This window comes from Larkinella sp. C7, assembly GCF_006149005.1.
Taxonomy (GTDB): domain Bacteria; phylum Bacteroidota; class Bacteroidia; order Cytophagales; family Spirosomataceae; genus Larkinella.
The window spans coordinates 148,486-170,969 of record NZ_VBSL01000011.1 but is presented as its reverse complement, the minus strand read 5'-3'; the positions used below and the strand labels follow the sequence as shown (position 1 = coordinate 170,969).

Sequence of the window (22,484 nt, the reverse complement as noted above, 5' to 3'; positions counted from 1 at the left end):
GCCGTTTCCTGCCTGATCATAAACTATGCATTTAGCGGTACCGGGATCACCCGGTACCGCTTCTTTTCATGCTGCCCGTTTAGTTCCAGCGGATGGTTGCTTTGCGGATACAGTGGTTGAACTTGTCGAGAATGAATACGTCGCCTTTCTGATTGACGGCCACTCCGAAGATGCCGTGTGAGAACCCGGGGCGGTTTTCGGCGTAATCGGTCGACACGGTGTTGTGGGAGAGGCTGTATACATAATCATCCGGCGTGACGACATCCAGTGATTCCCCCGTGTCGTCCACGATGAATAACTGCTTGCTGGCCGTGTCATAGTGGGTTCGGTACGGCTGGAAAACGGTTGCCTGGCTGCGCGGGCAATCCTTGCCGTAGCCAGACCCGAAATTGATGTACGTAGATACTGTTCCGTCGGGCGTAATTTTTCGCACCCGCCGGTTTCCCCAGTCAGGCACATAGACGTTGCCGGCTTCGTCGAGGGTCAGGTCTTCGAAGGTGCAGAATTCGGCCTGCTTCCCCTGCCCATCGCCGTAGTTGCAGAGGGCCGTATTGACCGGGGCTTTGCCGGCCAGCGTCGTCACGGTGCTGGTGCTCAGGTTTACTTTCCGGACGCAGTAGTTCAGCGCATCGGCGATGTAAAGATTTCCGGTTTTGTCCATGGCAATGCCTCTCGGTGAATAGAATTTTGCCGTAGCCAGCGGGCCATCTTCGTAGCCATTCAGGCCAGAACCACCATTCAGGCGGGTCGCCTTTCCGTCGGCACTAATGCGAAAAATGCCGCTGGGAATACCAAGTGCATCACCGCTTTCGATGGCGTACAGCGTCACCCCGTCCCTCGGATCGACACAGATGTCGGTGATGGAATACAACCCTTTGGTGAAGGTCGTGACGTTTCCGGCCGGGTCAATTCTGCGAATGACGCTGCCACCCGTGTAGCTATACCGCTGGTCGATAACGTAGAGATTTTCATTTTTGTCCATCGTCATTTGCGAGGGATAACTGAACCGGGCCGCTGTACCCTTTCCATCCAGATGTCCGGCTTTTGTGTCGCCCCCCACAACGGTGGTGATGGTAACGGAAGGACGGCGTTTCCCACCCGACGACGATTGGTCCGGCGCGGGATCATCGGTTTTCGGGGTCGTACAGGCCAAAGCCAGGCCCGTCAACAAGGTAAAGCTGAAGCGGTAAGTCGTTGATTTCATGTAGTTTGTTGTTTGCGGGGATTCGAAGCACCAAAGTTGCCCATCAATTCCCCGCTTCCCAACCTCGGATTCATTGAAACGAAAAAAGCCGCTGGTGAAGCGGCCGGATAGTTCAATGAAGAGGATAGCAGTCAGGAAAACAGCAAATCGTAATTGTACTTGACCTGACGATACAGGGCGCGCCCCCAGACGACGAAGAAATTGGTATTCTCGTGTTTCCAGTTGCTCCGCGTAACCGTACTGGGTTCATCGTCGGAATTCTTCTGTTCGAACATGGCGTTAAAATCCGTCAGGAAAACGCCTTTTCCTTTGTTTTTGATAAACGAAAGGCACATTCGGTACTCGGTTTTATCGGACTTGATGCCTTCCACATACCGGCCGAATTTATCCAGGAACGAGCTTCGTCGCAGGTGAGGATGGTCGCTGTAGTAGTAGATCTTCGTATAGTTGGTATACCACGGTTTGTAGTGCATGTGGGAGAAACCGTTTTTGAAAGGCGTCAGATACGGGTACGGATAATAGGCGTAGAACCGGACAATGTCCAGCTCCTTGTCCTGATTCATCATCGCCAGGGCGTCCTTGAAATAGGCCGCAAAGGTGGGCTTGGGAATAAAATCCTCCTGAACATACAGCGTATACGGCGTCTTGACGGCTTCCTGCCCTTTGTTGATGTTGTTGGCCAGTCCTTTGTTCTGCGGAGTGGTGATGAGTCGAAACGTATACTGTTTTTTCAGGTCACGAATGGCCTGTAAATGCTCTTTTTTACTGCCATCGTCGGAAACTACAATGTCATCAAACGAACAGTTTAACGCTTTAAATGTACGCAATAAACGCTCCAGCGAACCGCTGCGGTTGTAATGCGTGATCAATAGAGTGACGTCTGAAAAGTGCGTTGAGTGGGAATCCATAGGCTCAGTATTTACGGTGGGTAACTCGATTCGGTGTGGAAGAAAACGGCTCACTCTTTCAACAGGGCTAATTCGAACGTATTTTTAAGAAGCCGGTATTTTAAATACCACCAGCGGGCGAAAAGCAGGAACGGGTTGGTGCTTTCCCGCCAGCTTGCGCGGTAAAATGTGCTCGGCTCGCTGGCCGAGTTTTTCTGATCGAACACCGTCGTAAATTCGTTGAAAAACAGCCCTTTCCCCTTTTTCTGAATCACGGAAAGACACATCTGGAATTCGGTAACATTGACGTCTTTTCCTTCCACATACCGACCGAACTTTTGCAGGAAATTGCTCCGTCTTAAATGCGGGTGATCGCTGTATAGATAAAATTTCAGGTGGTTGGCATACCAGGGGCCGGGTTTGTAAACCATGCGTGAGAAGCCTTTGCCATACGGTTCGAGATAGGGGTAGGCGAAGTAGGCGTAAAACCGGACGAGGTCGAGGTCTTTCTCCTGATTCATGATGTCCAGCGCGTCCCTGAAGTGGGTTGCAAACGCGGCTTTCGGTACAAAATCTTCCTGCACATAGAGCGTATACGGCGTTTTGACGGCATCCTGCCCCTTGTTGATGTTATTGCCCAGGCCCCGGTTTTTCGGCGTGGTGACGAGCTGGAAATCGTATCGCTTCGTCAACTCGGTGAGGGCCTTGACGTGTTCCGGTTTGCTGCCGTCGTCCGAAACCACCACACCGTCGAAGGAACAGTTCAGGTCTTGAAAGGCCTTTAATAACCGCTCCAGCGAACCACTGCGGTTGTAATGAGTGACCAGTAAGGTTACGCCCGAAAAGTGATTTTCCATAGTTTTAAGTAATTTGAATCGTTGCGATCAACGGATGTAACAACCGGCTTTCAGCGCAACAGCAGCACCTGACCGGTTTTTATATAGGCACTGGTTTTCTGGTTAGGCTCAACCGACTGATACGTTATTTTCCAGGGATAAACGCCTTCCATACAAGGCTTTTCCTGGTACATTCCGTCCCATCGGATTCCGTTGGTGTCGGTTTTAAAAATGACACTTCCCCACCGGTTAAAAATTTGTAATTCAAACGATACATTGTCTTCGTGGTAAACAGCCAGGACATCATTAATCCCATCCTGATTGGGCGTAAAGGAATCAGGTACATAAATTTTAGGTCCCTGACATTCCGACGCCCGAATCGGCGTAATGCTGAGCGCATTGGATACGGTTTTGCAGGACGTATTCTGCTCCGTTATCGCATTCGGAAATTGCGTACACACCAGGCGGTAATACCGTTTGTCAGCGTACGTAACCGGAATCACATACGTTGAACCCGTTGCGCTGGGAATCGCTTCCCACTTCACACTATCCCTGCTTTCCTGCCACTGATACACCGGTTGGTCATAACCGGGTCCCAGTGAAGAGGTTACCAACTGCGTTGTATTCGCGCAGACATCCAGGTTTGAACCGGCATTGCCGCTGTGGCTAATCCGGAGCAGCGGGTGACAGGGCCGGAACTGAATATCGTCCAGTGCCAGGTCATTGCCGCAACCGCCCGGCCCGTTGTTGATCAGCTTCACCACCACCGTATTGCCATCCGCCGGCATCGTAAACAAAATCGAATACCGAATCCAGGTGGGCGTCATAGACCGCCCGATGGCGCCCGTGTTGATCACCTGAATGCTGCTGCCGTCGGCCCGTTCAATTTTCATGGTGATGTTCGGGTCCAGCGGTACCGGCTCGATTGGGTTGCAGCCATTGGCCCGAATCGGGTTCATTAAATTCAGAACCCAAACCGAAAATTCATACGTAATGCCCTGACAAAGAGCCGGAACCGGCTGACTGTAAAATTCACCGGCTTCATAGGACGCATTCACAATGGCCATCACCCCATTGCCGTCATCCGGCGTATGATCTTCTTCAACCGTGTGCCAGGTCGAACCGTAGCAGTGGGTTGAATTCGCCAGGATGTATTCCCCGTCACCCGGACAGCGATCGGCTACAAACTGATACGTCGTTTTGCCCGCTTCCAGGGGAATGACCACGCTGCTGCCAAACGTCTCGTTGATAATGGCTTCCCCTAAAACGCCGTTGCAGGACTGCGCAAAACCGGTTGTCAGAAAGCCCATACCCAGGAGCATCATCAGAATGGTTTTACGAAATAGACTCTGTCCTGCCGCCGTCCGATCAGTATCCATAAAATGGGATTCGGATCAGGACGGGGTGGTACCGGACGCCGAAAAGGGCAGTCTCAAATCGCGGAAAGCCTGCCGGACGCGGGTCGTAAAGGCTTTGGTGAGGCTGCCGTCGGCGATCAGCCGCCGGTCGCTCGTCCACACCCGCGCATTCGGATCGGTGACCCGAACCGTACGGCCTTTTCCCTGCTGTTGCAGCGACAGCGACATCCAGCCGTCTTCGCACTTCCCGGAGGGCGGGGGTTTGATCCCGGCGGCTACCAACTCGGCCACCGAGCCTTCGCGGCCACTGTCCAATGCAAAACCGCCGACCGCCAGGGCGTCGGCCCGGCGAAAGGCAAAGTTGAACCCGTAGACATTCATGAACACCTTGTCGCGGTTTCGAATGTTGTTGACGAGCTGCGCCGTTTTTTCGTAGCCCCACAAGGCGAGCCGCGACGATTTCTGACTGGGCAAAAACGAATACAGCCCGTACGTACAGGCAATGTCCGGATTGTGCAGGGGCGCCGTAATGGCCTCCGCCCAGCCCGAGGGATACAGACAATCCGCATCCGCATTGGCCATGTAGATTCCCCGGGCCGCTTCCAGACCGGCCTGCCGGGCAAACGCCACGCCGGGCCGGCGTTCGATAATGGAACGAACCCCGCACTTGTCGAGCAAATCCTGCGTGCGGTCGGATGAATTGTTGTTGACCACCAGCAGTTCTGCCGAATGGGAAAGTTTCTGATCGGCCAGCGACGATAGCGTGTGCAATAAGTTAGCTTCTTCGTTGTAAGCCGGAATGACAATGGAAATCTCCGGTTTATCGACGGTATATTGGGCCAGCCGGGAGCGTAACTCCTTGAGTTGTCCCGAAGTAACACTTTCCGGATAATAAACAAATGAATGTTTAGAAAGCCAGTCTGGTAAAAGTAGATTGCTCACGGGCTTACAGGTTGAAGTTCGGACTTATTGAGCTAACAGTTTCATGCGGCACTCGCCATTTTTAACCGTAATCACACCCGACCACGAACGGCTTTTCGACTGGGCATAAAAGCTGTAATTTCCGTCGGTATTCTGGAACGTAACATTGCCATCCAAACCGCAGGAGGTGGGGACGCCGGAGGTCTGAACGGTATTGATAACACCCTGCATGGCGTTCGCTACGTAGACTTCAATATCGGAGCCGTCGCCCCGGCCATTGGTATAGAACATCACACTACCCGAGGTCGGTATCCCGGTGATGGAAACGCTTTTGGAAACCTCATCGGTGCTGTTTCCATTCTTCGCAATTAAGCGCGCGGAAAAAATGCCGTTGGCTTTAAATTCGATGATCGGATTGGCATCGGTCGAGGCCTGTCCGTCGCCAAATTCCCATTGGTAACGGTCGGCATTCACGGATTTATTGGTGAACTGAATGCGGCTTGCCGAACCGCTAACCGGTGCAAAGTCAAAACCGGCCGTAACGTATTTTACCAAACCGCCGATCTCGATGCTGTTGGAAACCTGATCTTCTCCGACGTCGTTTTTGGCCGTCAACACAATTGTATACGTGCCGTCGGTTTTGTATTCGATTTCCGGTGCTTCATCCGTCGAAGCACGCCCATCGCCAAATAACCACTGATACCGTTTGGCGTTGAGTGACTTGTTGGTCAGCTTTATTTTCCCCGGCGAACCGGTCACTTTTTCAACCGAAAAATCAGCAACGGGTTGGGGCGTAATCGTGGGCTGACAACTGATCGTAACGAATACGAGGGTGATCAGATACACGACAGAGTTGATGATGGAATTTGACCTTATTTTCATGAATCCTTCTTTTTGACTTCTCTTTTTATAAAAACTTTCCGTTAACTTATTTTTGAAACCACTTTCTTTTTTCCAAACGAAACGAACTTTATGCCTTTGTTAAACCGCATTTCAATGTGGTGGTAAGTCCATTGTGACACGATATAGATGAGGTAATAATTCAAGAATACCAGATAGACATAGGCCGAAGGAGGGAGCTTGAGCAACCGGATAAAAATCACATTAAACAGACTCAATAACAGGGTATGGGTCATGTAAATGGAGTAACTGTAGGTTCCAATGTTTTTTAAGAGGTTCGATTTTTTTAATAAAACCGAAAGGATACCCCGTTCAAATGAAAAGGTCAGAATGGCTATAAAAAAAATAAGTTCATAGACGAATCCGATTGCTTTTAGTTCTTTTCCAAAATAAATCATGCTGGCCAGAACCAGCATCGACAGGATTTCGACTATTGAAAAGAGTCCTGATTTTATCGTGCTCAATACCGGATAAAATCGATTGAATACGTAGTACCCTAAAGACCCGGTAAAAAAACCGATAATGCCTCGTAAAAAACCGTAGTCAAAGCTATAATTGATTTCATACCGACCCGTTACTACGACCAGAATGAAGAGTGCCAGAATCGGTAATAAACTCAAAAAAAGGTATTTCAGTGCTTGCAAACCGGTTTTGAACAGCAACACCAGCACGGCACCGAAAAGCAGGTAGGAAACCATTTCTGCACTGATCGACCAACTCGGAATGTTCCAGCTTACGTCGTGGACACCCGGCATTTTTACCGAATTCAGCAGGAAGAGAGAGGTGAAAAAGGTAAAAACGTTGTTGCTTTCATTAAACGGCTGATTGATGTGGATATAGCTTGAAAAGTAGAGCTTGATATTCTCGATTATGACAAAACAGCCTAGTAAAATAAAATGCAGCGGATAGATCCGGAGCAGGCGTTTTTTGATAAATGTTCCGAACTCGGCTCCGGTCGCCATCGTGGGGTAACTATACGTAATGACAAAACCGCTTAATACAAAAAAGAAATCGACAAACATGTCCGAATTATCAACAAAAGGGTTGTTGAGCAAGGGCGTGTCGGCAAAGGGTGATGCGTGAAAAAAGACCACCATCGAAGCAAAAATGCCCCGGAATATATCGAGAACCTGGAATCGATGTTTCATGAATGGATTCTGGTCTGTTTTACAACGATTGTCGGAATGTCCTGATTTCCGGCAGGGTTACTTTATACCGCAACGTCAGGGTTAAATAAATCAACCCGCCAATGGCTACTTCCGCTACGGTATTGAGCACCCCGGCATAACCGACGAAATATTTATAGGCAAAGATCATCAACACCATCAAGGCACAGAAACTAAGCGGTTTGATGATGTTCGCTATGAATTCTTTTATAAAACTTCCAATGAGTGAATGAGCGATGTAAAAGTTCAGGATTAAACTGATGAAGGTGGTGGTCAGATAAGAGAAAGCAATGCCGGTAACGTGCCAGTATTTCCCGAAAAAATAAAGCAACGGAACCTTGATTACCAGGGTAGCCAGGTTTAAGTAGAACAGCAGGTTGGGCTTCCCTTTCGTGAAGGCCAGGGTAAACAACGGGTGGGCCAGACAGCCAAAAAAGCTTTGGAAAACAAAGATCTTGATCAGCGGAATGGTGTTGTCCCAGCCCGGCCCGTAAAACAGCGGAACAACGCTTTCGGCGGTGATGTATAAACCAGCCAATAGCGGCAGATTCAGGTAACTGATGATGTCCAGAATTTTCAAATACGAGTTTTTTAATTCCAGATCATTGCCCTTCATCTTCGCCAGCACCGGGTAGGCTACCTGCAAAATGATGGGATTCAGTTTATTGATGGGAAAAACCGCCAGTTGATAGGCGATGGTGTAATAGCCCAGCGACGTTACGCCCAGCAAACTACCGACGATGATGTTATCCGCATTCCCCTGAATAAAACCGATCAAACCGTCACCGACATTGAACAACCCAAACCGGAGGTGTTCTTTAATGATGCTGAGGTTGAAATAAAGAGAAGGAATAAAATACTTTAAACCGAGGATAATCGACAGGGCCGTTCGGACGACGTGCATGATCAGATACCCAATGATCAGGGACGTTTCGGCAAATCCATTATAGGCCATGGCGATGGCAATGGACGTACCGGTAAAAGTGCCAATGATTTCAATGATGGCGACCGATTTAAATTGCAGTTCTTTCTGGAGAATGAACAGATAAATCTGGCCTAAATAGTTAATAATGAAATAAAAGGAAGCCAGTTTAATGACTTTGTCCAGCCGGGGTTCGTGGTAAAACGATACGACGAGCGGTGAGCTGAAATAGACGATCAGGAAGACGGTTCCTCCCAGCAGTAAGCCCATAAAATACAGGGTTGAGAGCACCTTGGGGTCGCTTTCCTGCTTGGAAATGATGGAGTTGGAAAAGCCTAAATTGCTGAAAATGAAAAAGAAATTGATGATCAGCGTGCTCACGCTGACCACCCCAAAAATAGACGGTTCCAGAATTCGGGCCAGAATGGAAACCTGCAGAAACTGGAACACCGTCGAAATTACGGTGGAAATTGTGATCCATTTCCCGCCACTGATGGCCTGTTGTTTCGTACTCATGTTCCTTTAAAAATCGGCTACGATAGTTTTCCGTATTGAAGTGTCCGCTGGTTTTCCAATGAACGGAGGGTGCGTTGTACTTCCACCGAATGCTCGGGCTGAACCGGTCTTTGCTGGGCATCGGCCTTGCTGGGGGCGTCGATGTAACTGCCGTCGACCCGGTTCAAGACCGTTACGACCGTGTGGGTGGCAATTTTCAGGTACATCTCCAGCACTTTCCGCTCCGTTCGGGCCCAGATGCTGTTAACATCCGTCACCAGAATCGAAACTGTACTTTGATCGATCAGATAAACCGGGATCGGACTGCTGATGAGCGCTGGTATTTCCAGAATGATCCGGTCGTATTGGGAGGCATCGAATTTGGTTTCTTCGTCGAACAGGTAATCGATTTCCGTGACGTTCATCAGGTCCGAGCGCCGGGTGTAGGGGAAAAATGTAACGCCTTCCTGCTCGATTTTCTGCTGCTCGTCGTTCAGGCGCGGATAACAATAGGCGACCTGCTGGCCGGCTTCGGCATACATCCGGCCGAGGCTGTTGGCCACCCAGGTTTTCCCCTGTTTCGACCGCACGCTGAACAGCGTGATCAGGGGCGGATACGGTTTTGTCGCGGTGGTTTTGATGATCTCGAAATTGATCGCATTGCACAACTGCTCGAACATGCTCAGGGCCGTCCGTCCGGCTTTGGAGTCGATCGTAAACTTGCGAACTGTCGGGAAAACGGCGGCAACGGGTCGTCCGATCAGTGACTCGGCCTGTTCCGGCGAGCTGATCCGGCGGTCGATCCAGAACCGGATGGCGGTCAACAGCAGGGCAATGAACAAGCCCACGCCGAAGCCCAGCGCAATGAACAGCCACCGTTTCGATTGCGCATCATACGGAAAATTTGGGGCATCCAGCGTGGTCAAGGCCCCTTCGACAGAAATGTCCTGGCGGTGCGTAATGGCCTGATTCAGATAGTGTACCGAGGCTATGTGGTCTTTTTCGGCCTGTGTCAAATCCCGGTTTAACTGCCGAAGTTCGGACTCCAGCGGGCTGTATTCCTCGGTTTTGGCCTGGTATTCGCCCATGCGCGATTTGTAGACTTCGAGCCGGGCCGATGATTCTTCAAAGTCGATTACTTTCTCCAGCCACTCGTTCAACAGGGTGCGTTGCGGGATGGATTCGGGCGTACTTTCGGCAGCCGTATAATTGCGGGCCGTTACTTTCAGGGCTTCCGAGGCCTGTTCGACCCGGTTCTGCAACCGCGTAACGACGTTTTGCGGCTGTCCATACGCCTGGGCGTTGACCAACTGATTTTGTGCGTCTGTTAAATCGGCCTGTTTTGCTTTCAGATCTCCATTGGCCAGCAGCAGAGGCCCCAGTTGCCCCAGGCGTTTGTTCAACGCATCCATGGACGCCTTGGCGGCTTTGTTGGTCATCAGCTCCTTGTTGTAATCACCGGAAAACAGCTCCCGCGAAGCCGCGACGTTTTTCGATTCTTCCTCGAAATTCAGCAATTTATGTTGCACACTGAAAGCCCGGAGTTTGTTTTCGGCCTCATCCAGTCGCTGCTTTGTTGCCTTTGTCTGTTCTTCGTAATAACTGACCACCGAGTTGGTCTCGGCGGTTTTCAGGGTCGTATACCGTTTGTTCAGGATGGTAATGGCATAACTCAGGGTTTGCTGCGCCACCGCCGGATCATAGGATTCATACTCCAGATCGAGCATGTCGCTGGGGCTACGGCGCGTCGCTTTCAACTTTTTTCCAATCGTTGCGATCGAGCAATAGGCGTATGATTTCATGAGGACAAACTGAACGGGGTTGTCGGCAGTGGTGCGGGAGAGGCTGTCGATCCGGGCGTGCAGCGTGGCTTCGTCCGCGTTTTTGGTCAGCGAAAGCCGCAGATTTTCCGGAATGTACAGACGCAGTTCCTGGAAGGCCGGTTGTGACAGAATTTTACCCTCCGGCTTGTCGAGCGGCAGGTGTCGGGTCAGCAAATCCACCCCAATCTGACGCAGGGTTTCCTTGGAATTGAGGGTAGTCAGCAAGTTTTCAAAAGCAGCCGCCGAGTGGTCGATAAAACCGGCCTGCTGATCCGAAAGCAGCGAATAGCCGGAAGCCAGCCCCGTGTAGAGGGTTGCCTGGGATTTAAAAACCCGGGGGTCATCTTTCGTAAAAAAATAGACTGAACCCGCCGTCAGAGCAGGAATCAGAATAAACCAGAGCGCATGTTGTTTTAATAGACGCAGGAAAACCCGTGGTGTCATTGAAGAGATTGGAGTTATTTCCGTTTTAGTTGTTGAATCGGAACGCCCACCGTTGCTTCGAGGTAGAAGACGTTTTTCAGAAATTCACCGCGTGCCTGTTCGGCAATGGACTTTGTTTGGGCATAGCCATTGCTGGCTGTGGCCATACTTTTCGGATCGATGCGCCCCTGCTGGGAATCGGCTTCGGCAATCCGGTAAACCGCAAAAGCCGCCTGTTCGTCCTGAATTCGGATTTTTAACACCCGCTGCGAGGTCATCAAATCCTGATAAACAGTAACCAGATCTTTTTTTAACTGCAACTCGGCTATTTCTTTTTTAATTAATGATGTCTGATAATTGGCGCGGGCTTGCCGGATTTTATGCCCTCTGCCAAACAGGTCATACAGACTGATCTGAAGCCCGACGCCCGTCCGGTATCCATTGGCAATCTGCCCCAGCGCATCGGCTCCAAAAGAGGTGTTCGACAGAATCGCCTGGTTCCCGAAGGAGTAATTGGTAAAACCGGTCGCCGATTCCAGGATCTGAATTTTAGAAAGTTTGTAATCGGCATTTTGGGTTATAATCGATTCATTTTCCAGCCGGATCAGGGGAGACCGGGTGAGGGCGAGTTTGTAGATTTCTTCAAAAGGCAGAAGTTGTGTAGACAGATCCTGGGTAATGTCGAGGTAGAGCGTGTCATTGGGTGCCGAAGCCGCCTGAGCAGCGGGCGTTTGTGCAGTGGGAGCCGTCGTTTGACCGTAAAGCAAAGAGGTTATAAATAGACAACAGAAGGGCAATATGATACCCTTTCGATGTGTATTGAATACTAAATTTAATAATCTGGATGTCATCACGAAGGATCGGCCCGTTGAAGGTCGCATGGTATAATTAACAGAATACTGGTAGCAAAAACAGTACCATTCTGTGGTTGTGAGGTTTGTATGACATCCGCAGGGATAAAGTAGAGATTTCTCTTAACTAATTGTTTTTCTTTATATTGTAAGCGAATGAGTCTGCGTATAGATGCAGAGTGACCCCGGTAATATTTATTTCGAAAATGATTTGAGCCTGCTCCAATTTAAATTATCAGACAAATACTCAGATACGCTAGTCTCCCGAAAATTAAGCATACTATTTGCTCTGTCCTTCCTGGAAAGAGATTGGTGAAGATGTTGTTTATCAGACATAATTAAAAGATCGTCGAGAAAGTCTAATCAGGTATCATACGGAATCATGAATAAGTTGTCTGGCAGAACGAATTTTGTCATCACTTCCCGGCAGCCCTGGGAGGAAAAGCAGTTGGGCAGCAACATTCGGGACATGGCCCGAACCTTGTCCGAAAACCATCCGGTGCTGTTTGTCAACGAACCGCTGGACTGGTCGGCACGGCTTTCCAACAAATCGGGCCGGGCGCAGCGACGCGATGAATTTGTGGCCGAAAACCAGGGGAAGCATCTGTTTGAAGCCGAACCGAACCTCTGGGTGTTGTCGCCCCGATCGTTGTTAGGGTCCTTCAACTGGCTGCCCGACACGCCCCTGTATGATTGGGCCAACCGCTACAACGGGACGGTTTTGTCGAACGAAATCAAGCTGGCGGTGAAGGAGTTAGGTTGGAAATCCTTCGTACTGATCAATGACAATGACATGCTTCAGGGCTTTTACCTGAAAGAATTACTCAGACCGGCGTTGTATGTCTACTACCTGCGGGACAATTTTCTGGCGGTCGATTTCTGGAAACGGCACGGCGAACGGCTGGAACCGCTGCTGATGAGCAAGGTCGATCTGGTTGCCAGTAATTCGCTCTACCTCGCCAACCAGGCGGCCCGGTATAACCCGCGTTCGGTGTATGTGGGGCAGGGGTGCGATCTGAAAATGTTCGATCCGGCGGCTATCCACGAAATACCGGCCGACATGGCTGCGATTCCCCATCCCCGCATTGGCTATGCCGGCGCGCTCACCGGTTTGCGGCTGGATGGTGGTCTGATCGAAACCGTCGCCCGCCAACGACCTGACTGGCAGATGGTTCTGATTGGTGCCACCGACGACTCGTTCCCCACCGAACGATTAAACGCCTTGCCCAATGTGACGTTTCTGGGTCCCAAATCACCCCATCAGATCCCGGCCTATCTGGCGGCTATGGACGTATTGATCAATCCGCAGGTCCTGAACGAAGTGACCATCGGGAATTATCCGCGCAAAATTGACGAATACCTGGCGATGGGAAAACCGGTGGTTGCCGGTAAAACGGAAACGATGGCGTTGTTTGACCGACACGTTTACCTGGCCGAAAACGCAGAGCAATTTGTTGCCCGCATCGCCGATGTTCTGAATGGGAATATCCTGTCGTCGCCCGACGAACGGATTGCCTTTGCCTGGGAGCATACCTGGGCCAATTCGGTGGGGGCCTTAACCGATGCCATTGATCAACAGCTGGTCTCTCAGCCCCAAACCACCTGAATCGTTTCTGAAAACCGTATGAAAGCGTTCATTGACCGCAACCCCCGGCTAAAACACCTGATCCACTGGCTGTTGATTCCCCGGCATGAGGCCCGGCCCCGGCGATGGGTGAGCTGGTTCGTGAATCCGTTCATTCACAAACGGCACCGGACGTCGATGATCCGCTCGTCGGTGCGGCTCGATGTGCTGCCTTTCAGCCCCTTCGCGCTGGGTTCAAACAGTGTGATCGAAGCGTTCAGTGTGATCAACAACGGCGTGGGACCGGTTTTGATTGGGGATCGGTGTACGGTCGGTATTGGGTCGGTGGTGATTGGGCCGGTGACGATCGGGACGGATGTGATCATTGCCCAGCACGTCGTACTGTCGGGCCTGAACCATTCCTACGAAGACGTGAGCCGGTCGATTCGGGAGCAACCCGTCGTCACCCGGCCAATTGTGATTGAAGAAGAATGCTGGATTGGTGCCAATGCCGTCATTACGGCGGGGGTCACCATCGGGCGGCATTCGGTGGTGGCAGGGGGGAGTGTCGTGACGCGAAACGTTCCGCCGTATTCTGTCGTGGGCGGAAACCCGGCCCGTTTGCTGAAGCAGTATGACCCGGTCGAAAAAACGTGGACAAAACCGGCGGTTCAGGTCTGAAAATGTCAGCGTTTCAGGAACGAAGCGTCCAGAATGTCCATGATTTCGGGCTCCGTCGTGCTGTTGAATTTTCGCGCAAAGAGCTTCCCGGAGTCCCGCAAGGCGGTTTCATCCGCAACCGTCAGCGTTTTCGGGCTCGCGTTTCCTTCCGACCAGTCGATGTAGCGCAGGTTCTCGTTGCGCATCGCCGGTTTGAAAGCGGAATTATACAGAATGGTTTGAAAAATCAGTTCGTCGGCTCCCCAGGTCATTTTAAAAAAGCGGACGACCTGCGGATGCTCGCGGAGGTAGAGCAGAATGTAGCGAACCGCGCCTAACGTAATCGTAAACCATTGAGAACGACCCACAAAGGTTAGGTTTTCCGGTGCTTTCCGGTTGGGTAATACCGCATTCAGCAGCTTTTCGACCGCGTATTTTCCGGTAAAAGAATAATTGATGAGGTGGTATTTTTTCACCCGGGGCAAAGCCTCGTGCCATTCGTAATCCACCGACAAAAACTCCATGAACTGCGTTCCGGCGTTTTCTTTCAGGAAATCATGAATAAAACCGGGTGGTCTGAGCGGATAATCCTGGCCACTCAGCAGATTGATGTACGCATACGGAATGCCGGAAGCAACGATTTCTTCAAACCCGTTCAGCGTGGCCTGAACAATGCTGTAGGCGCCCCAAAACACCTTTTCCCGTTTTCGGATGAAGAAAACGTTCAGGTTTTTCCGCATTTTCAGGAACGGCGTCAGATCGGTTTTTTCGTCAATGTGAATGTAAAAATCCGCATTTGGGTGCTGCAATGACTGAATCAGGCGGCTGAGTTGCTCGGGTTGTCCGTGGGCCAGAATCAAATGGGCCAGTTTCAGACGGTCGTTCGCTATCATCTACAGATTTAATTTCTTCAGTTCAGAAACCGCATGGGCGCAGGCCCGGGCCGTCAGCGCCATGTAGGTCAGCGACGGATTCTGGCAGGCCGACGAGGTCATGCAACTGCCGTCGGTAATATACACATTTTTGACATCGTGCATCTGGTTGAAAGCGTTGAGCACCGACGTTTTGGGGTCGCGGCCCATCCGGGCGGTTCCCATTTCGTGAATGGCCGAACCCGGTGGCTGGTCGAAGTAGAATTTTTCCACCTTTTTGAAGCCGGCTTTTTCGAGCATTTCTGCCGCGCTGTTTTTAATGTCCGGGCGCATGTTGATCTCGTTTTCGCGGTACTTGAAATTGACCCGCACGAGTGGCAAACCCCATTGGTCGCGCTCTTCCGGGTCAATGGTCACCCGGTTGTCGTCGTAGGGGAGGGTCTCGCCCCAGGCCCCCATCACCACGTTCCAGGGGCCGGGTGCAGCGAGCGTGGCTTTCAGCGATTCACCAAAACCGCTGGTGCCCCGGTATAACTCACCCCACTCGGCCCGTTCGCCCCGGCCCTGGTACCCAAACCCGCGCAGGTAGTCTTTGCTCCGGGTTTCGGGGCTGATGTTGCGGAAGCGGGGAACGTAGAAACCAGTGGGCCGCCGACCGCTATAGTACTGATCCTGAAAGCCTTCAAACTCGCCCTGTGCTCCGCCCATCATGAAATGATCCATCAGATTCCGCCCGACCTGATCGCTCGAATTGCCCAGGCCGTTGGGAAACCGGCTGGAGACGGAGTTCAGCAAAATCGAGGATGTGGCAATCGTCGACGCATTCAGGAAGATAATCCGGGCAAAATAATCGGTCACTTCGTGCGTGTGGGCGTCGATCACCCGCACGCCGGTTGCCCGGTTTTTGCGTTCGTCGTACAGCACTTCGGCCACAATGGAATCCGGTCGTAACGTCAGGTTTCCCGTATGGGCTGCTGCGGGCAATGTGCCCGAATTGCTGCTGAAATACCCGCCGAACGGGCAACCCCGGTTGCACAGGTTCCGGTGCTGGCAGGGGCCACGCCCATTCCAGCCGCGCGTGAGGTTCGCAACCCGGCCAATGGTAAGAATCCGGTCTTTGTAGTGACGGCTAATCTGCTGTTTCAGGTGGGTTTCCACGCAGTTCAGCTCCATAGGGGGCAGAAACTGGCTGTCCGGTAAATGGGGGAGCCCTTCGGCCTGACCGCTGATGCCGACAAATTTCTCGACGTAATCGTACCAGGGTTCAATTTCCCTGTACCGGATGGGCCAGTCGACGGCAATGCCGTCTTTGGCGTTGGCTTCGAAATCCAGTTCGCCGAGCCGGTAGCATTGCCGTGCCCAGGTGAGCGAGCGTCCGCCCACCTGGTAGCCCCGGATCCACGAGAACGGCTTTTCCTGGACGTAGGGGTGTTCCTGGTCGTTGACAAAAAAATGTTTGGTGGCTTCGTTATACACCGGACAACTGCTTTGAACCGGACTTTGCCGTCGGTCCTGCAACACGGTGCTAAGCCGGTAGGGAAATTCCCAGGCGTTTTTCTCGGAGGTGGGGTAGTCGGTAATGTGCTCGACATTCCGGCCCCGTTCCAGCACCAGCGTTTTCAAGCCCTGCTCACAGAGTTCCTTGGCGGCCCAGCCACCACTGATGCCGGAGCCGACGACAATGGCATCGAAGGTATACAATTCTTTTCCGTTGTTTTTAACAGGAATGGGGGTCATGGAAAGGTCGTGGTTAGCGGATGGCCCAGGATTTTTGTCCGGCAAAAAGCGGAATACAACCGGTGTAGTGGCCTGGCGTAAAAACATAGGCCAGCCCCTGGGTTGCGCCGGTCATCGACGTGTAATACCCGACGCAGGTGTATTCTTTCAGGGTGGTAAAAAACGAATTGCCAATCAGTTTCCGCTCCACTTTTCCGGGAATTCCCTCAAACGGTTTTCCGTCTCTTTCGAAATGCCGCATCACCTCGTTCTGCTCCTGCCGGGAACAGTTTACGTACGGTTTTCCAAACCGGCTGATGCTGTAAGGATCGACGGCTTTCAGGCCTTCGATGAAGCGGTTTTGGGAAACCTTCAGCGTGTTTTCCAGCACCATTTTCAGGATGAAATCGGGTACCCCGGCGGCAATGGCACCCGGCGTGTCGGTTGCCGGAATAATCGTTTCAGCCAAAGCCGCCAGGAGTTCTTTCTGGCTGTGGATGAACACCAGATCGGGATTTTTGTACCAGGAAATCCACTTGAAGCCATTCACGATTACACTGCCAGTTCCCAAAAGGGCGATTCCCAGAATGGCTTGGCGACGTTTCATACGGGTTGAGGATAAAGATTAGACTATTATTAGTTTCTAAGTAGTTTATAGTATTCGGTTTACGGTATCCGGTGGCTGACGCCTGCTGGGTAGCGCAGTTACAAAACCGACAGATATCATGCGTCTGTTGCCGAATACCATAAACCGAATACGGTTCGCCTAACTCCGGTCCCACCGATTGCAGGTGGTAAACAGCAGTGCGTTGATGAACAGCATGGAACTGGTGGGGAACTGACCCAGAACCGGGTTGGAATACCCCATGACGGCAATGCCGACAAAAACCGCCACCAGGCCCCGCATTGTGGAGGTGAGCCACGGATCTTTCAGGTGCCAGACCCGGTAGACCCCAATCGAAATCAGCGCGATCAGCATCATAATGTACAGAACCATGCCCACCCGGCCGGTTTCGATCCACAGCTCGACATACCAGCTGTCCGGCGAAATCTGGGCGGCCCAGTGGTTGGGCGAAAAACGCTGGCCCGTATCGAGCGATGTTCCAATGCCTGCCCCGAATGGTAAGTCTTTCAGGTAGTTAGCCAGCTTTTGCTGGTTTTTCAACCGCAGCAGAAACGACGGATCTTCCAGCGGGTTGAGGGCCGTTCGCATGCGTTGAATCTGGTAATTACCGCTACCGGCGTTGGTGTATTTCAGAACAAAAAGCAGGGGAGCCGCCACGCAAATGCCAATGGCAATTTTAAATAGATCCCGTTTCATGAATAAGTAAAAGCCGTAGCCGGCAATCAGCACAAAAAGGGCACTCCGCGTTCCCGAAACGGCGTAGCCCCAGAAATAGACCAGCAACAGGAACAGGTACCCCAGCTTGCGCGGTAACGTTTCGGATTCAAAGCTCCAGATAAAACAAAGGAGCGAAACGGCGGCCATCTCGGCACCGAACTGCGAGGCATCAGTGTAAAACGAGAAACTGCGCAGGTGACCAAACAGGATGTGAGTCGAAGCCGCCCCCGAATTGAGCCAGATCATCTCGTTGGTTGTCAGACCAATGTATTGCTGTTTAAACGCCCAGAGGGCCGCCAGAAAGGACCAGACAAGCCAGGTTCGAAGAATAATCAGGATATCGCCCCGCGTCAGGTCGATGACCAGAATGGTGCAGGTGACGATGAAAAAGTGCAGGGAAAAGGAGCGGGCGTGAAAAAACCAGGCCGCCCGGTAGGGCGATTCCGGATTAAAGATTTCCAGCACCGTGTAAAAAAACCAGATTCCGACGAGGTAAAAAGCCGGATGATGCAACCGTTTCCACGACAATCGCCGGTTGTTCACGATCAGACTCAGCACGGTTAGTCCGAGAATGCCGTCGATGATCATCCCGAATGGAATGCTGACGGGCAGAAAACGGGCGAGGGCATTGACCAGAAAACTGAGCTGCACATAGACCAGAAAACCAAATTTGGGTTCGGCCAGCACACCTCCCACCAGAAGAAGCCCGAGCGGTAGGATGATAATGGCCGCCGATCCAAGAATTCCTAGTCTGGCAATTAGGAAACCGGAAGCCACGGCAATGAGCGTTCCAAGCAGGCTGAATAACCAGAAGTTCTTCTGTATAGCGTACGATAAGGAAGCGGTCTGATTGCCCATTTTTGCGAATTGGAACCCTCGGAAAGGCGTTCCCGGTACGGTTATTTGGTGTTGGTCAGGGTCGGTTGGATGGCGTCCGTAGCGCCGGGTGAATTGGCAACCGGCTCGGCAATATTGTCGCCACTGACGACTTTGGAATATTTGATTTTAGCCTTGATAAAACGACGTTCAAACCATTCGTAGGAGGCCGCAGCCAGTAGAATGGTCAGCAGAATGCTGGCACTGTAGAGCAGCCAGTTGTTGCCCGGAAAAACGGGTTGCAGCAGTTTGAAAGCGATTAAAATCGCGATCATGTGGTACATGTAAATGCCGAACGAAATCTTGCCGAGGTAATGTAAAACCGGGTGTTCGAGTTTGATGAGTGTCTGTTTATTGGCGGCCAGGTTGAGGATGATCACCGCAAACAGACAGGCATACGTTTCCTGGTGCAGATACGGGATTTCAACCCCCCGAACAATCATGAAAGCCGTTAGCAAGTAAACGGCGGCTTGCAACCAGCGGTTGAACAGAACGCGGAGGATGCCTTCCCGGCGGTAGAAAAGTGCCCAGGCAATCACACCGCCAATTGCCATGCAATCCACGTTAAAGCTGTTCCAGAATTTTGCTACAAAGCTGATTGCCTGATTGGTAATGCCACTGGAGGTTAGATAGACCAGGCCAAACTTGATCACCAGATAGACTACAATCGTACCCACAGCCACCCGCAGCGGATGGCCCACCTTTTTCATCAGCAAAGGCCAGAAGGCGTAGAATTGCTCCTCCACTCCAATCGACCAGGTTTGGTTGATGTGGGGTACGGGCGTGGCTACCAGGTTGGGCAGAATAACAATGAACAGGATGACTTTGACCAGGAAACTTCTGTGCAATAAATCAGAATAAATCGGAATGTCAAAAAACGGGATGTGGGGCAGCACGAACAAGCCTAAAACCACGATCAGGTAATACAGCGGCCAGATTCTGAGCACCCGTCGCAGGTAAAAATGGCGGATCGCAATCGTACCCGTAACTGCTCTTTCCTGCAAAAGCAGGTAGGTGATCAGAAAACCGCTCAAGACAAAAAACAGCACGACACCCAGCTTCCCGATCAGATCGACGAACGGCAAATGCCAGTAGTTATCGACTTTGAAAATGAGCTTGATTTGTTCGATGTGGTGAATGATCACCCAAAGAGCAGCGATGAATCGTAAGCCGTTTAAATTAGGAAAGTAGACTGCTCGCATTGTGCCGGTTGTGTTCACGGGCTACCGTTGAAAAACAGTCATAATCTGTCAGAAGTAGCCTTGAATACTAATCACATATCGTGCCAAGTGTGTCTGATAATTTGGGTATTCTGTATAATGGGTGATACCTAGAGTAGAAATACGGTAACATTTCCGGTCTATGGCCACACTTCGGTTTGTTTTCTGGTAATTCGAACATGAGTAGCACGATTAATTTCTCATATTGCAAAAATAATTACACATTTTGTTTTGACTTCAAATTAGGTACTCTATATTTGTCCCGGTGTTTGATAATATTCACTGGCGGAAGGGAAAAGGTTTAATGAAAAAATAATTTAATTGCCTAAAGAACAGGTTGTTAAATTGTGATATAGCCAAGTATGACTAGATTTCAAACTTCTGAAGATGCTGCTTTTATATCCGATATTTGCCCGTTAATTTGTAAAAAGTGAAGTGTATTGTGAGTGTTTTTACTTAGAATGGAAACATTGGCGTAATTTTTTATTATCTCGATTTGAACCAAACAACAACTTGCTATGAAAGTCCCAAAAATAAACCTGTTGATTGTAGAGAATAACCGTTTCCTGGTTCGTATCCTGCAGGAGACGCTTGCCGCCGAGTTCAATGTGATTGTGGTCTCCAACGGAAATGAAGCCATGAATCTGCTCGAAAAAGGCTTTTCTGCCGATTTTATTGTCACCGACCTGAAAGTGCCGAAGTTCGACGGTTTGGAATTGATCCAACTGGTACGGAAAAGCAGCCGCTACCATTCGCTTCCGATTCTGGCCCTGTCGGGGTCTGAAGACAGCAACTTTCGCATTCGGTGTCTGGAAAATGGCGCTGATGATTGCATGGCGAAACCGTTCAATCCGCTCGAATTGCAGGCGAAAATCCGGGCAATGCTCCGTCGGGCGTCGAATGCCTTTTCGCGGCCCGTGGTTGGTTCAGCCCCCATTTACGCACAGGCAGTACCCGTCCGGGCTTAACGCGTATTTTATTACCAGACATTGATTTCTCTGTCCTACTTATTGAACGTAGACCCCTGAAAAGTTCGCAACCCAAGCCCGATTGGAAATCTTTGGGTTGATAATACGCTTAACTGATTAAATGGTATATTATTTGCTGTCAGATCGGCATGAATCTGATGGTTAGAAAGAGGAAAACCGCCGTAAAAAAAAACGCCGTATCCTGGGTGAAACGAAAATTATCAGACAAATTGACAAACAGAATTGATTTGTACAGTGATAATTTTACCGGATCATGGATTTTGTAGGGTATCTGATTTTTCTGCCGATCGGTCTGTACCTCGGATTTAATATTCTTTATCTTCTAATTTGTGCCGTGGCAGGCTGGTTTGGCGGAGACGACAGCGAACCCGCAAGCAAAGCCACCACTCGCACCCGCCGAATTGCCGTTCTGATACCCGCCTACAAGGAGGATAAAGTCATTCTGGACTCGGTCCAGGCCAATCTTCAACAGACGTATCCCGCCGATTCCTACGATCTTTTCGTGATTGCCGACTCGTTTCGCGCCGAGACATTGCAGCAACTCGCCCAATTTCCAATCAAAGTGCTGGTGGTAAGTTTTGAAGAATCGACGGTTCAGAAATCGTTGACAAAAGCCCTCGAACTTCTTCCGGAACAGGTATACGACATTGTGCTCGTTTCCGATGCCGACAACCACATGGCACCCGATTTTCTGCACCGGATCAACCAGGCGTTCGATTGCGGCTGGCGGGCGGTTCAGGGCCATCGGGTGGCTAAAAACACCAATACCAGCGTGGCGGTTTTGGACGCCATGAATGAAGAAGTCAACAACCACCTGTTTCGGGGTGGGCAGCGGGCGCTGGGCTTCTCGGCATCGCTGATTGGGTCAGGCATGGCGTTCGAACCCGAAACGATGAAGCGGGCCATGGGCCAGATTCGGTCGGTGGGGGGCTACGACAAAGAGCTGGAAATGTTGCTGTTGACCGAAGACATTGAAATCGCGTACCTGAAACAGGCCCTGATTTACGACGAGAAGGTACAGAATCTGGAGGTGTTTGAGCGCCAGCGAACCCGCTGGATTGCCGCTCAGATTCACTTTGTGAAGCTGTATTTCGGCACCGGCATCCGGCAATTGATGAGGGGAAACTGGCATGCCTTCAACGGGTTGCTGAAGGCGCTGCTCATCCCACGCGTGCTGTTTCTCGCCCTCCTGTTTGTGGGGACACTGGTTGGCCTGGTGATTGGTAACCCCGTGGTTTGGGGCTATTTTGGCTTTATGCTGGGGACTTTGCTGTTTAGCCTCCTGATTTCGATTCCGGGTTACCTCTGGCAGAAAATCTCCATTCGGGATATCCTGACTTTTCCGCTGCTGGTCTTTCGCATGATGCGTTCCCTGCTGAAAATCAAAGCCGCCGGGAAGAAATTTCTGCACACGCCCCACGGGGAAACGAGCGTAAAATAGGTAAAAAGCTATATCGCG

The 22,484-nt window shown here is 51.0% G+C and carries 19 protein-coding genes; 4 read left to right on the top strand and 15 right to left on the bottom strand.

All coding sequences use genetic code 11. The features are described from left to right. Positions 1 to 79: 79 nt before the first annotated feature. The 10 genes from FH871_RS23615 to FH871_RS23570 all read right to left on the bottom strand — a co-directional run bounded on the left by FH871_RS23615 (position 80) and on the right by FH871_RS23570 (position 11,702). A complete protein-coding gene (locus tag FH871_RS23615; RefSeq protein WP_138993892.1) occupies positions 80 to 1,204 on the bottom strand; it encodes a hypothetical protein in 1,125 nt (374 codons plus the stop codon). A gap of 131 nt (positions 1,205 to 1,335) precedes the next feature. Then, positions 1,336 to 2,112: a glycosyltransferase gene (locus tag FH871_RS23610; protein ID WP_138993891.1), complete on the bottom strand. Its 777-nt coding sequence runs from the start codon at positions 2,110 to 2,112 to the stop codon at positions 1,336 to 1,338. A 50-nt stretch (positions 2,113 to 2,162) separates the two neighbouring features. After that, complete coding sequence (locus FH871_RS23605; RefSeq protein ID WP_138993890.1) at positions 2,163 to 2,948, bottom strand: glycosyltransferase; 786 nt, start codon at positions 2,946 to 2,948, stop codon at positions 2,163 to 2,165. Between the two features lie 50 nt (positions 2,949 to 2,998). Continuing rightward, entirely contained in the window at positions 2,999 to 4,306 is a 1,308-nt protein-coding gene (locus tag FH871_RS23600; protein WP_138993889.1) for a gliding motility-associated C-terminal domain-containing protein, read from the bottom strand. A 15-nt stretch (positions 4,307 to 4,321) separates the two neighbouring features. Next, the gene (locus tag FH871_RS23595) at positions 4,322 to 5,227 is read right to left on the bottom strand and encodes a glycosyltransferase family 2 protein (protein WP_138993888.1); all 906 of its coding nucleotides are present in this window, start codon (positions 5,225 to 5,227) and stop codon (positions 4,322 to 4,324) included. A 24-nt stretch (positions 5,228 to 5,251) separates the two neighbouring features. Continuing rightward, a complete protein-coding gene (locus tag FH871_RS23590) occupies positions 5,252 to 6,088 on the bottom strand; it encodes a PKD domain-containing protein (RefSeq protein WP_138993887.1) in 837 nt (278 codons plus the stop codon). Between the two features lie 41 nt (positions 6,089 to 6,129). Further along, positions 6,130 to 7,254: an acyltransferase gene (locus FH871_RS23585; RefSeq protein WP_138993886.1), complete on the bottom strand. Its 1,125-nt coding sequence runs from the start codon at positions 7,252 to 7,254 to the stop codon at positions 6,130 to 6,132. Positions 7,255 to 7,273: 19 nt separating this feature from the next. After that, a complete protein-coding gene (locus FH871_RS23580) occupies positions 7,274 to 8,710 on the bottom strand; it encodes an MOP flippase family protein (protein WP_138993885.1) in 1,437 nt (478 codons plus the stop codon). Between the two features lie 17 nt (positions 8,711 to 8,727). Next, entirely contained in the window at positions 8,728 to 10,956 is a 2,229-nt protein-coding gene (locus tag FH871_RS23575) for a lipopolysaccharide biosynthesis protein (RefSeq protein WP_138993884.1), read from the bottom strand. Between the two features lie 14 nt (positions 10,957 to 10,970). Beyond that, positions 10,971 to 11,702, bottom strand: a complete 732-nt coding sequence (locus FH871_RS23570) for a TolC family protein (RefSeq protein ID WP_229317526.1) — start codon at positions 11,700 to 11,702, stop codon at positions 10,971 to 10,973. 466 nt (positions 11,703 to 12,168) lie between these two features. On the opposite strand from FH871_RS23570, the gene FH871_RS23565 reads away from it, so the two are divergent. Further along, entirely contained in the window at positions 12,169 to 13,392 is a 1,224-nt protein-coding gene (locus tag FH871_RS23565) for a glycosyltransferase (protein ID WP_138993882.1), read from the top strand. A gap of 18 nt (positions 13,393 to 13,410) precedes the next feature. Beyond that, positions 13,411 to 14,031, top strand: a complete 621-nt coding sequence (locus FH871_RS23560; protein ID WP_138993881.1) for a DapH/DapD/GlmU-related protein — start codon at positions 13,411 to 13,413, stop codon at positions 14,029 to 14,031. A 5-nt stretch (positions 14,032 to 14,036) separates the two neighbouring features. Here FH871_RS23560 and FH871_RS23555 read toward each other — a convergent pair whose 3' ends face one another. The 5 genes from FH871_RS23555 to FH871_RS23535 form a co-directional block, all read right to left on the bottom strand. After that, the gene (locus FH871_RS23555; protein ID WP_229317524.1) at positions 14,037 to 14,903 is read right to left on the bottom strand and encodes a beta-1,6-N-acetylglucosaminyltransferase; all 867 of its coding nucleotides are present in this window, start codon (positions 14,901 to 14,903) and stop codon (positions 14,037 to 14,039) included. Further along, positions 14,904 to 16,619, bottom strand: coding sequence for a GMC oxidoreductase (locus tag FH871_RS23550; RefSeq protein ID WP_138993880.1), 1,716 nt, complete (start codon positions 16,617 to 16,619; stop codon positions 14,904 to 14,906). It abuts the gene before it with no gap. A gap of 13 nt (positions 16,620 to 16,632) precedes the next feature. Beyond that, on the bottom strand, positions 16,633 to 17,205 hold the full coding sequence (locus FH871_RS23545; protein WP_138993879.1) for a gluconate 2-dehydrogenase subunit 3 family protein: 573 nt from the start codon (positions 17,203 to 17,205) through the stop codon (positions 16,633 to 16,635). Between the two features lie 159 nt (positions 17,206 to 17,364). Then, on the bottom strand, positions 17,365 to 18,798 hold the full coding sequence (locus tag FH871_RS23540) for an O-antigen ligase (protein WP_138993878.1): 1,434 nt from the start codon (positions 18,796 to 18,798) through the stop codon (positions 17,365 to 17,367). 41 nt (positions 18,799 to 18,839) lie between these two features. Continuing rightward, entirely contained in the window at positions 18,840 to 20,018 is a 1,179-nt protein-coding gene (locus tag FH871_RS23535) for an acyltransferase (RefSeq protein WP_138993877.1), read from the bottom strand. Between the two features lie 536 nt (positions 20,019 to 20,554). Here FH871_RS23535 and FH871_RS23530 point away from each other — a divergent pair. Further along, positions 20,555 to 21,004 carry a response regulator transcription factor gene (locus FH871_RS23530; RefSeq protein WP_138993876.1) on the top strand — a complete coding sequence of 150 codons (450 nt, stop codon included), beginning with the start codon at positions 20,555 to 20,557 and terminating at the stop codon, positions 21,002 to 21,004. A 274-nt stretch (positions 21,005 to 21,278) separates the two neighbouring features. Continuing rightward, positions 21,279 to 22,466: a glycosyltransferase family 2 protein gene (locus FH871_RS23525; protein WP_138993875.1), complete on the top strand. Its 1,188-nt coding sequence runs from the start codon at positions 21,279 to 21,281 to the stop codon at positions 22,464 to 22,466. The last annotated feature ends 18 nt before the right edge of the window (positions 22,467 to 22,484 follow it).

What these genes read in the sequence shown, in the direction of transcription:
- FH871_RS23575 (WP_138993884.1), bottom strand. Translation starts at nt 10,956, where the DNA reads ATGACACCACGGGTTTTCCTGCGTCTATTAAAACAACATGCGCTCTGG.
- FH871_RS23560 (WP_138993881.1), top strand. Translation starts at nt 13,411, where the DNA reads ATGAAAGCGTTCATTGACCGCAACCCCCGGCTAAAACACCTGATCCAC.
- FH871_RS23600 (WP_138993889.1), bottom strand. Translation starts at nt 4,306, where the DNA reads ATGGATACTGATCGGACGGCGGCAGGACAGAGTCTATTTCGTAAAACC.
- FH871_RS23605 (WP_138993890.1), bottom strand. Translation starts at nt 2,948, where the DNA reads ATGGAAAATCACTTTTCGGGCGTAACCTTACTGGTCACTCATTACAAC.
- FH871_RS23590 (WP_138993887.1), bottom strand. Translation starts at nt 6,088, where the DNA reads ATGAAAATAAGGTCAAATTCCATCATCAACTCTGTCGTGTATCTGATC.
- FH871_RS23610 (WP_138993891.1), bottom strand. Translation starts at nt 2,112, where the DNA reads ATGGATTCCCACTCAACGCACTTTTCAGACGTCACTCTATTGATCACG.
- FH871_RS23540 (WP_138993878.1), bottom strand. Translation starts at nt 18,798, where the DNA reads ATGGGCAATCAGACCGCTTCCTTATCGTACGCTATACAGAAGAACTTC.
- FH871_RS23545 (WP_138993879.1), bottom strand. Translation starts at nt 17,205, where the DNA reads ATGAAACGTCGCCAAGCCATTCTGGGAATCGCCCTTTTGGGAACTGGC.
- FH871_RS23555 (WP_229317524.1), bottom strand. Translation starts at nt 14,903, where the DNA reads ATGATAGCGAACGACCGTCTGAAACTGGCCCATTTGATTCTGGCCCAC.
- FH871_RS23535 (WP_138993877.1), bottom strand. Translation starts at nt 20,018, where the DNA reads ATGCGAGCAGTCTACTTTCCTAATTTAAACGGCTTACGATTCATCGCT.
- FH871_RS23525 (WP_138993875.1), top strand. Translation starts at nt 21,279, where the DNA reads ATGGATTTTGTAGGGTATCTGATTTTTCTGCCGATCGGTCTGTACCTC.
- FH871_RS23550 (WP_138993880.1), bottom strand. Translation starts at nt 16,619, where the DNA reads ATGACCCCCATTCCTGTTAAAAACAACGGAAAAGAATTGTATACCTTC.
- FH871_RS23530 (WP_138993876.1), top strand. Translation starts at nt 20,555, where the DNA reads ATGAAAGTCCCAAAAATAAACCTGTTGATTGTAGAGAATAACCGTTTC.
- FH871_RS23580 (WP_138993885.1), bottom strand. Translation starts at nt 8,710, where the DNA reads ATGAGTACGAAACAACAGGCCATCAGTGGCGGGAAATGGATCACAATT.
- FH871_RS23585 (WP_138993886.1), bottom strand. Translation starts at nt 7,254, where the DNA reads ATGAAACATCGATTCCAGGTTCTCGATATATTCCGGGGCATTTTTGCT.
- FH871_RS23615 (WP_138993892.1), bottom strand. Translation starts at nt 1,204, where the DNA reads ATGAAATCAACGACTTACCGCTTCAGCTTTACCTTGTTGACGGGCCTG.
- FH871_RS23565 (WP_138993882.1), top strand. Translation starts at nt 12,169, where the DNA reads ATGAATAAGTTGTCTGGCAGAACGAATTTTGTCATCACTTCCCGGCAG.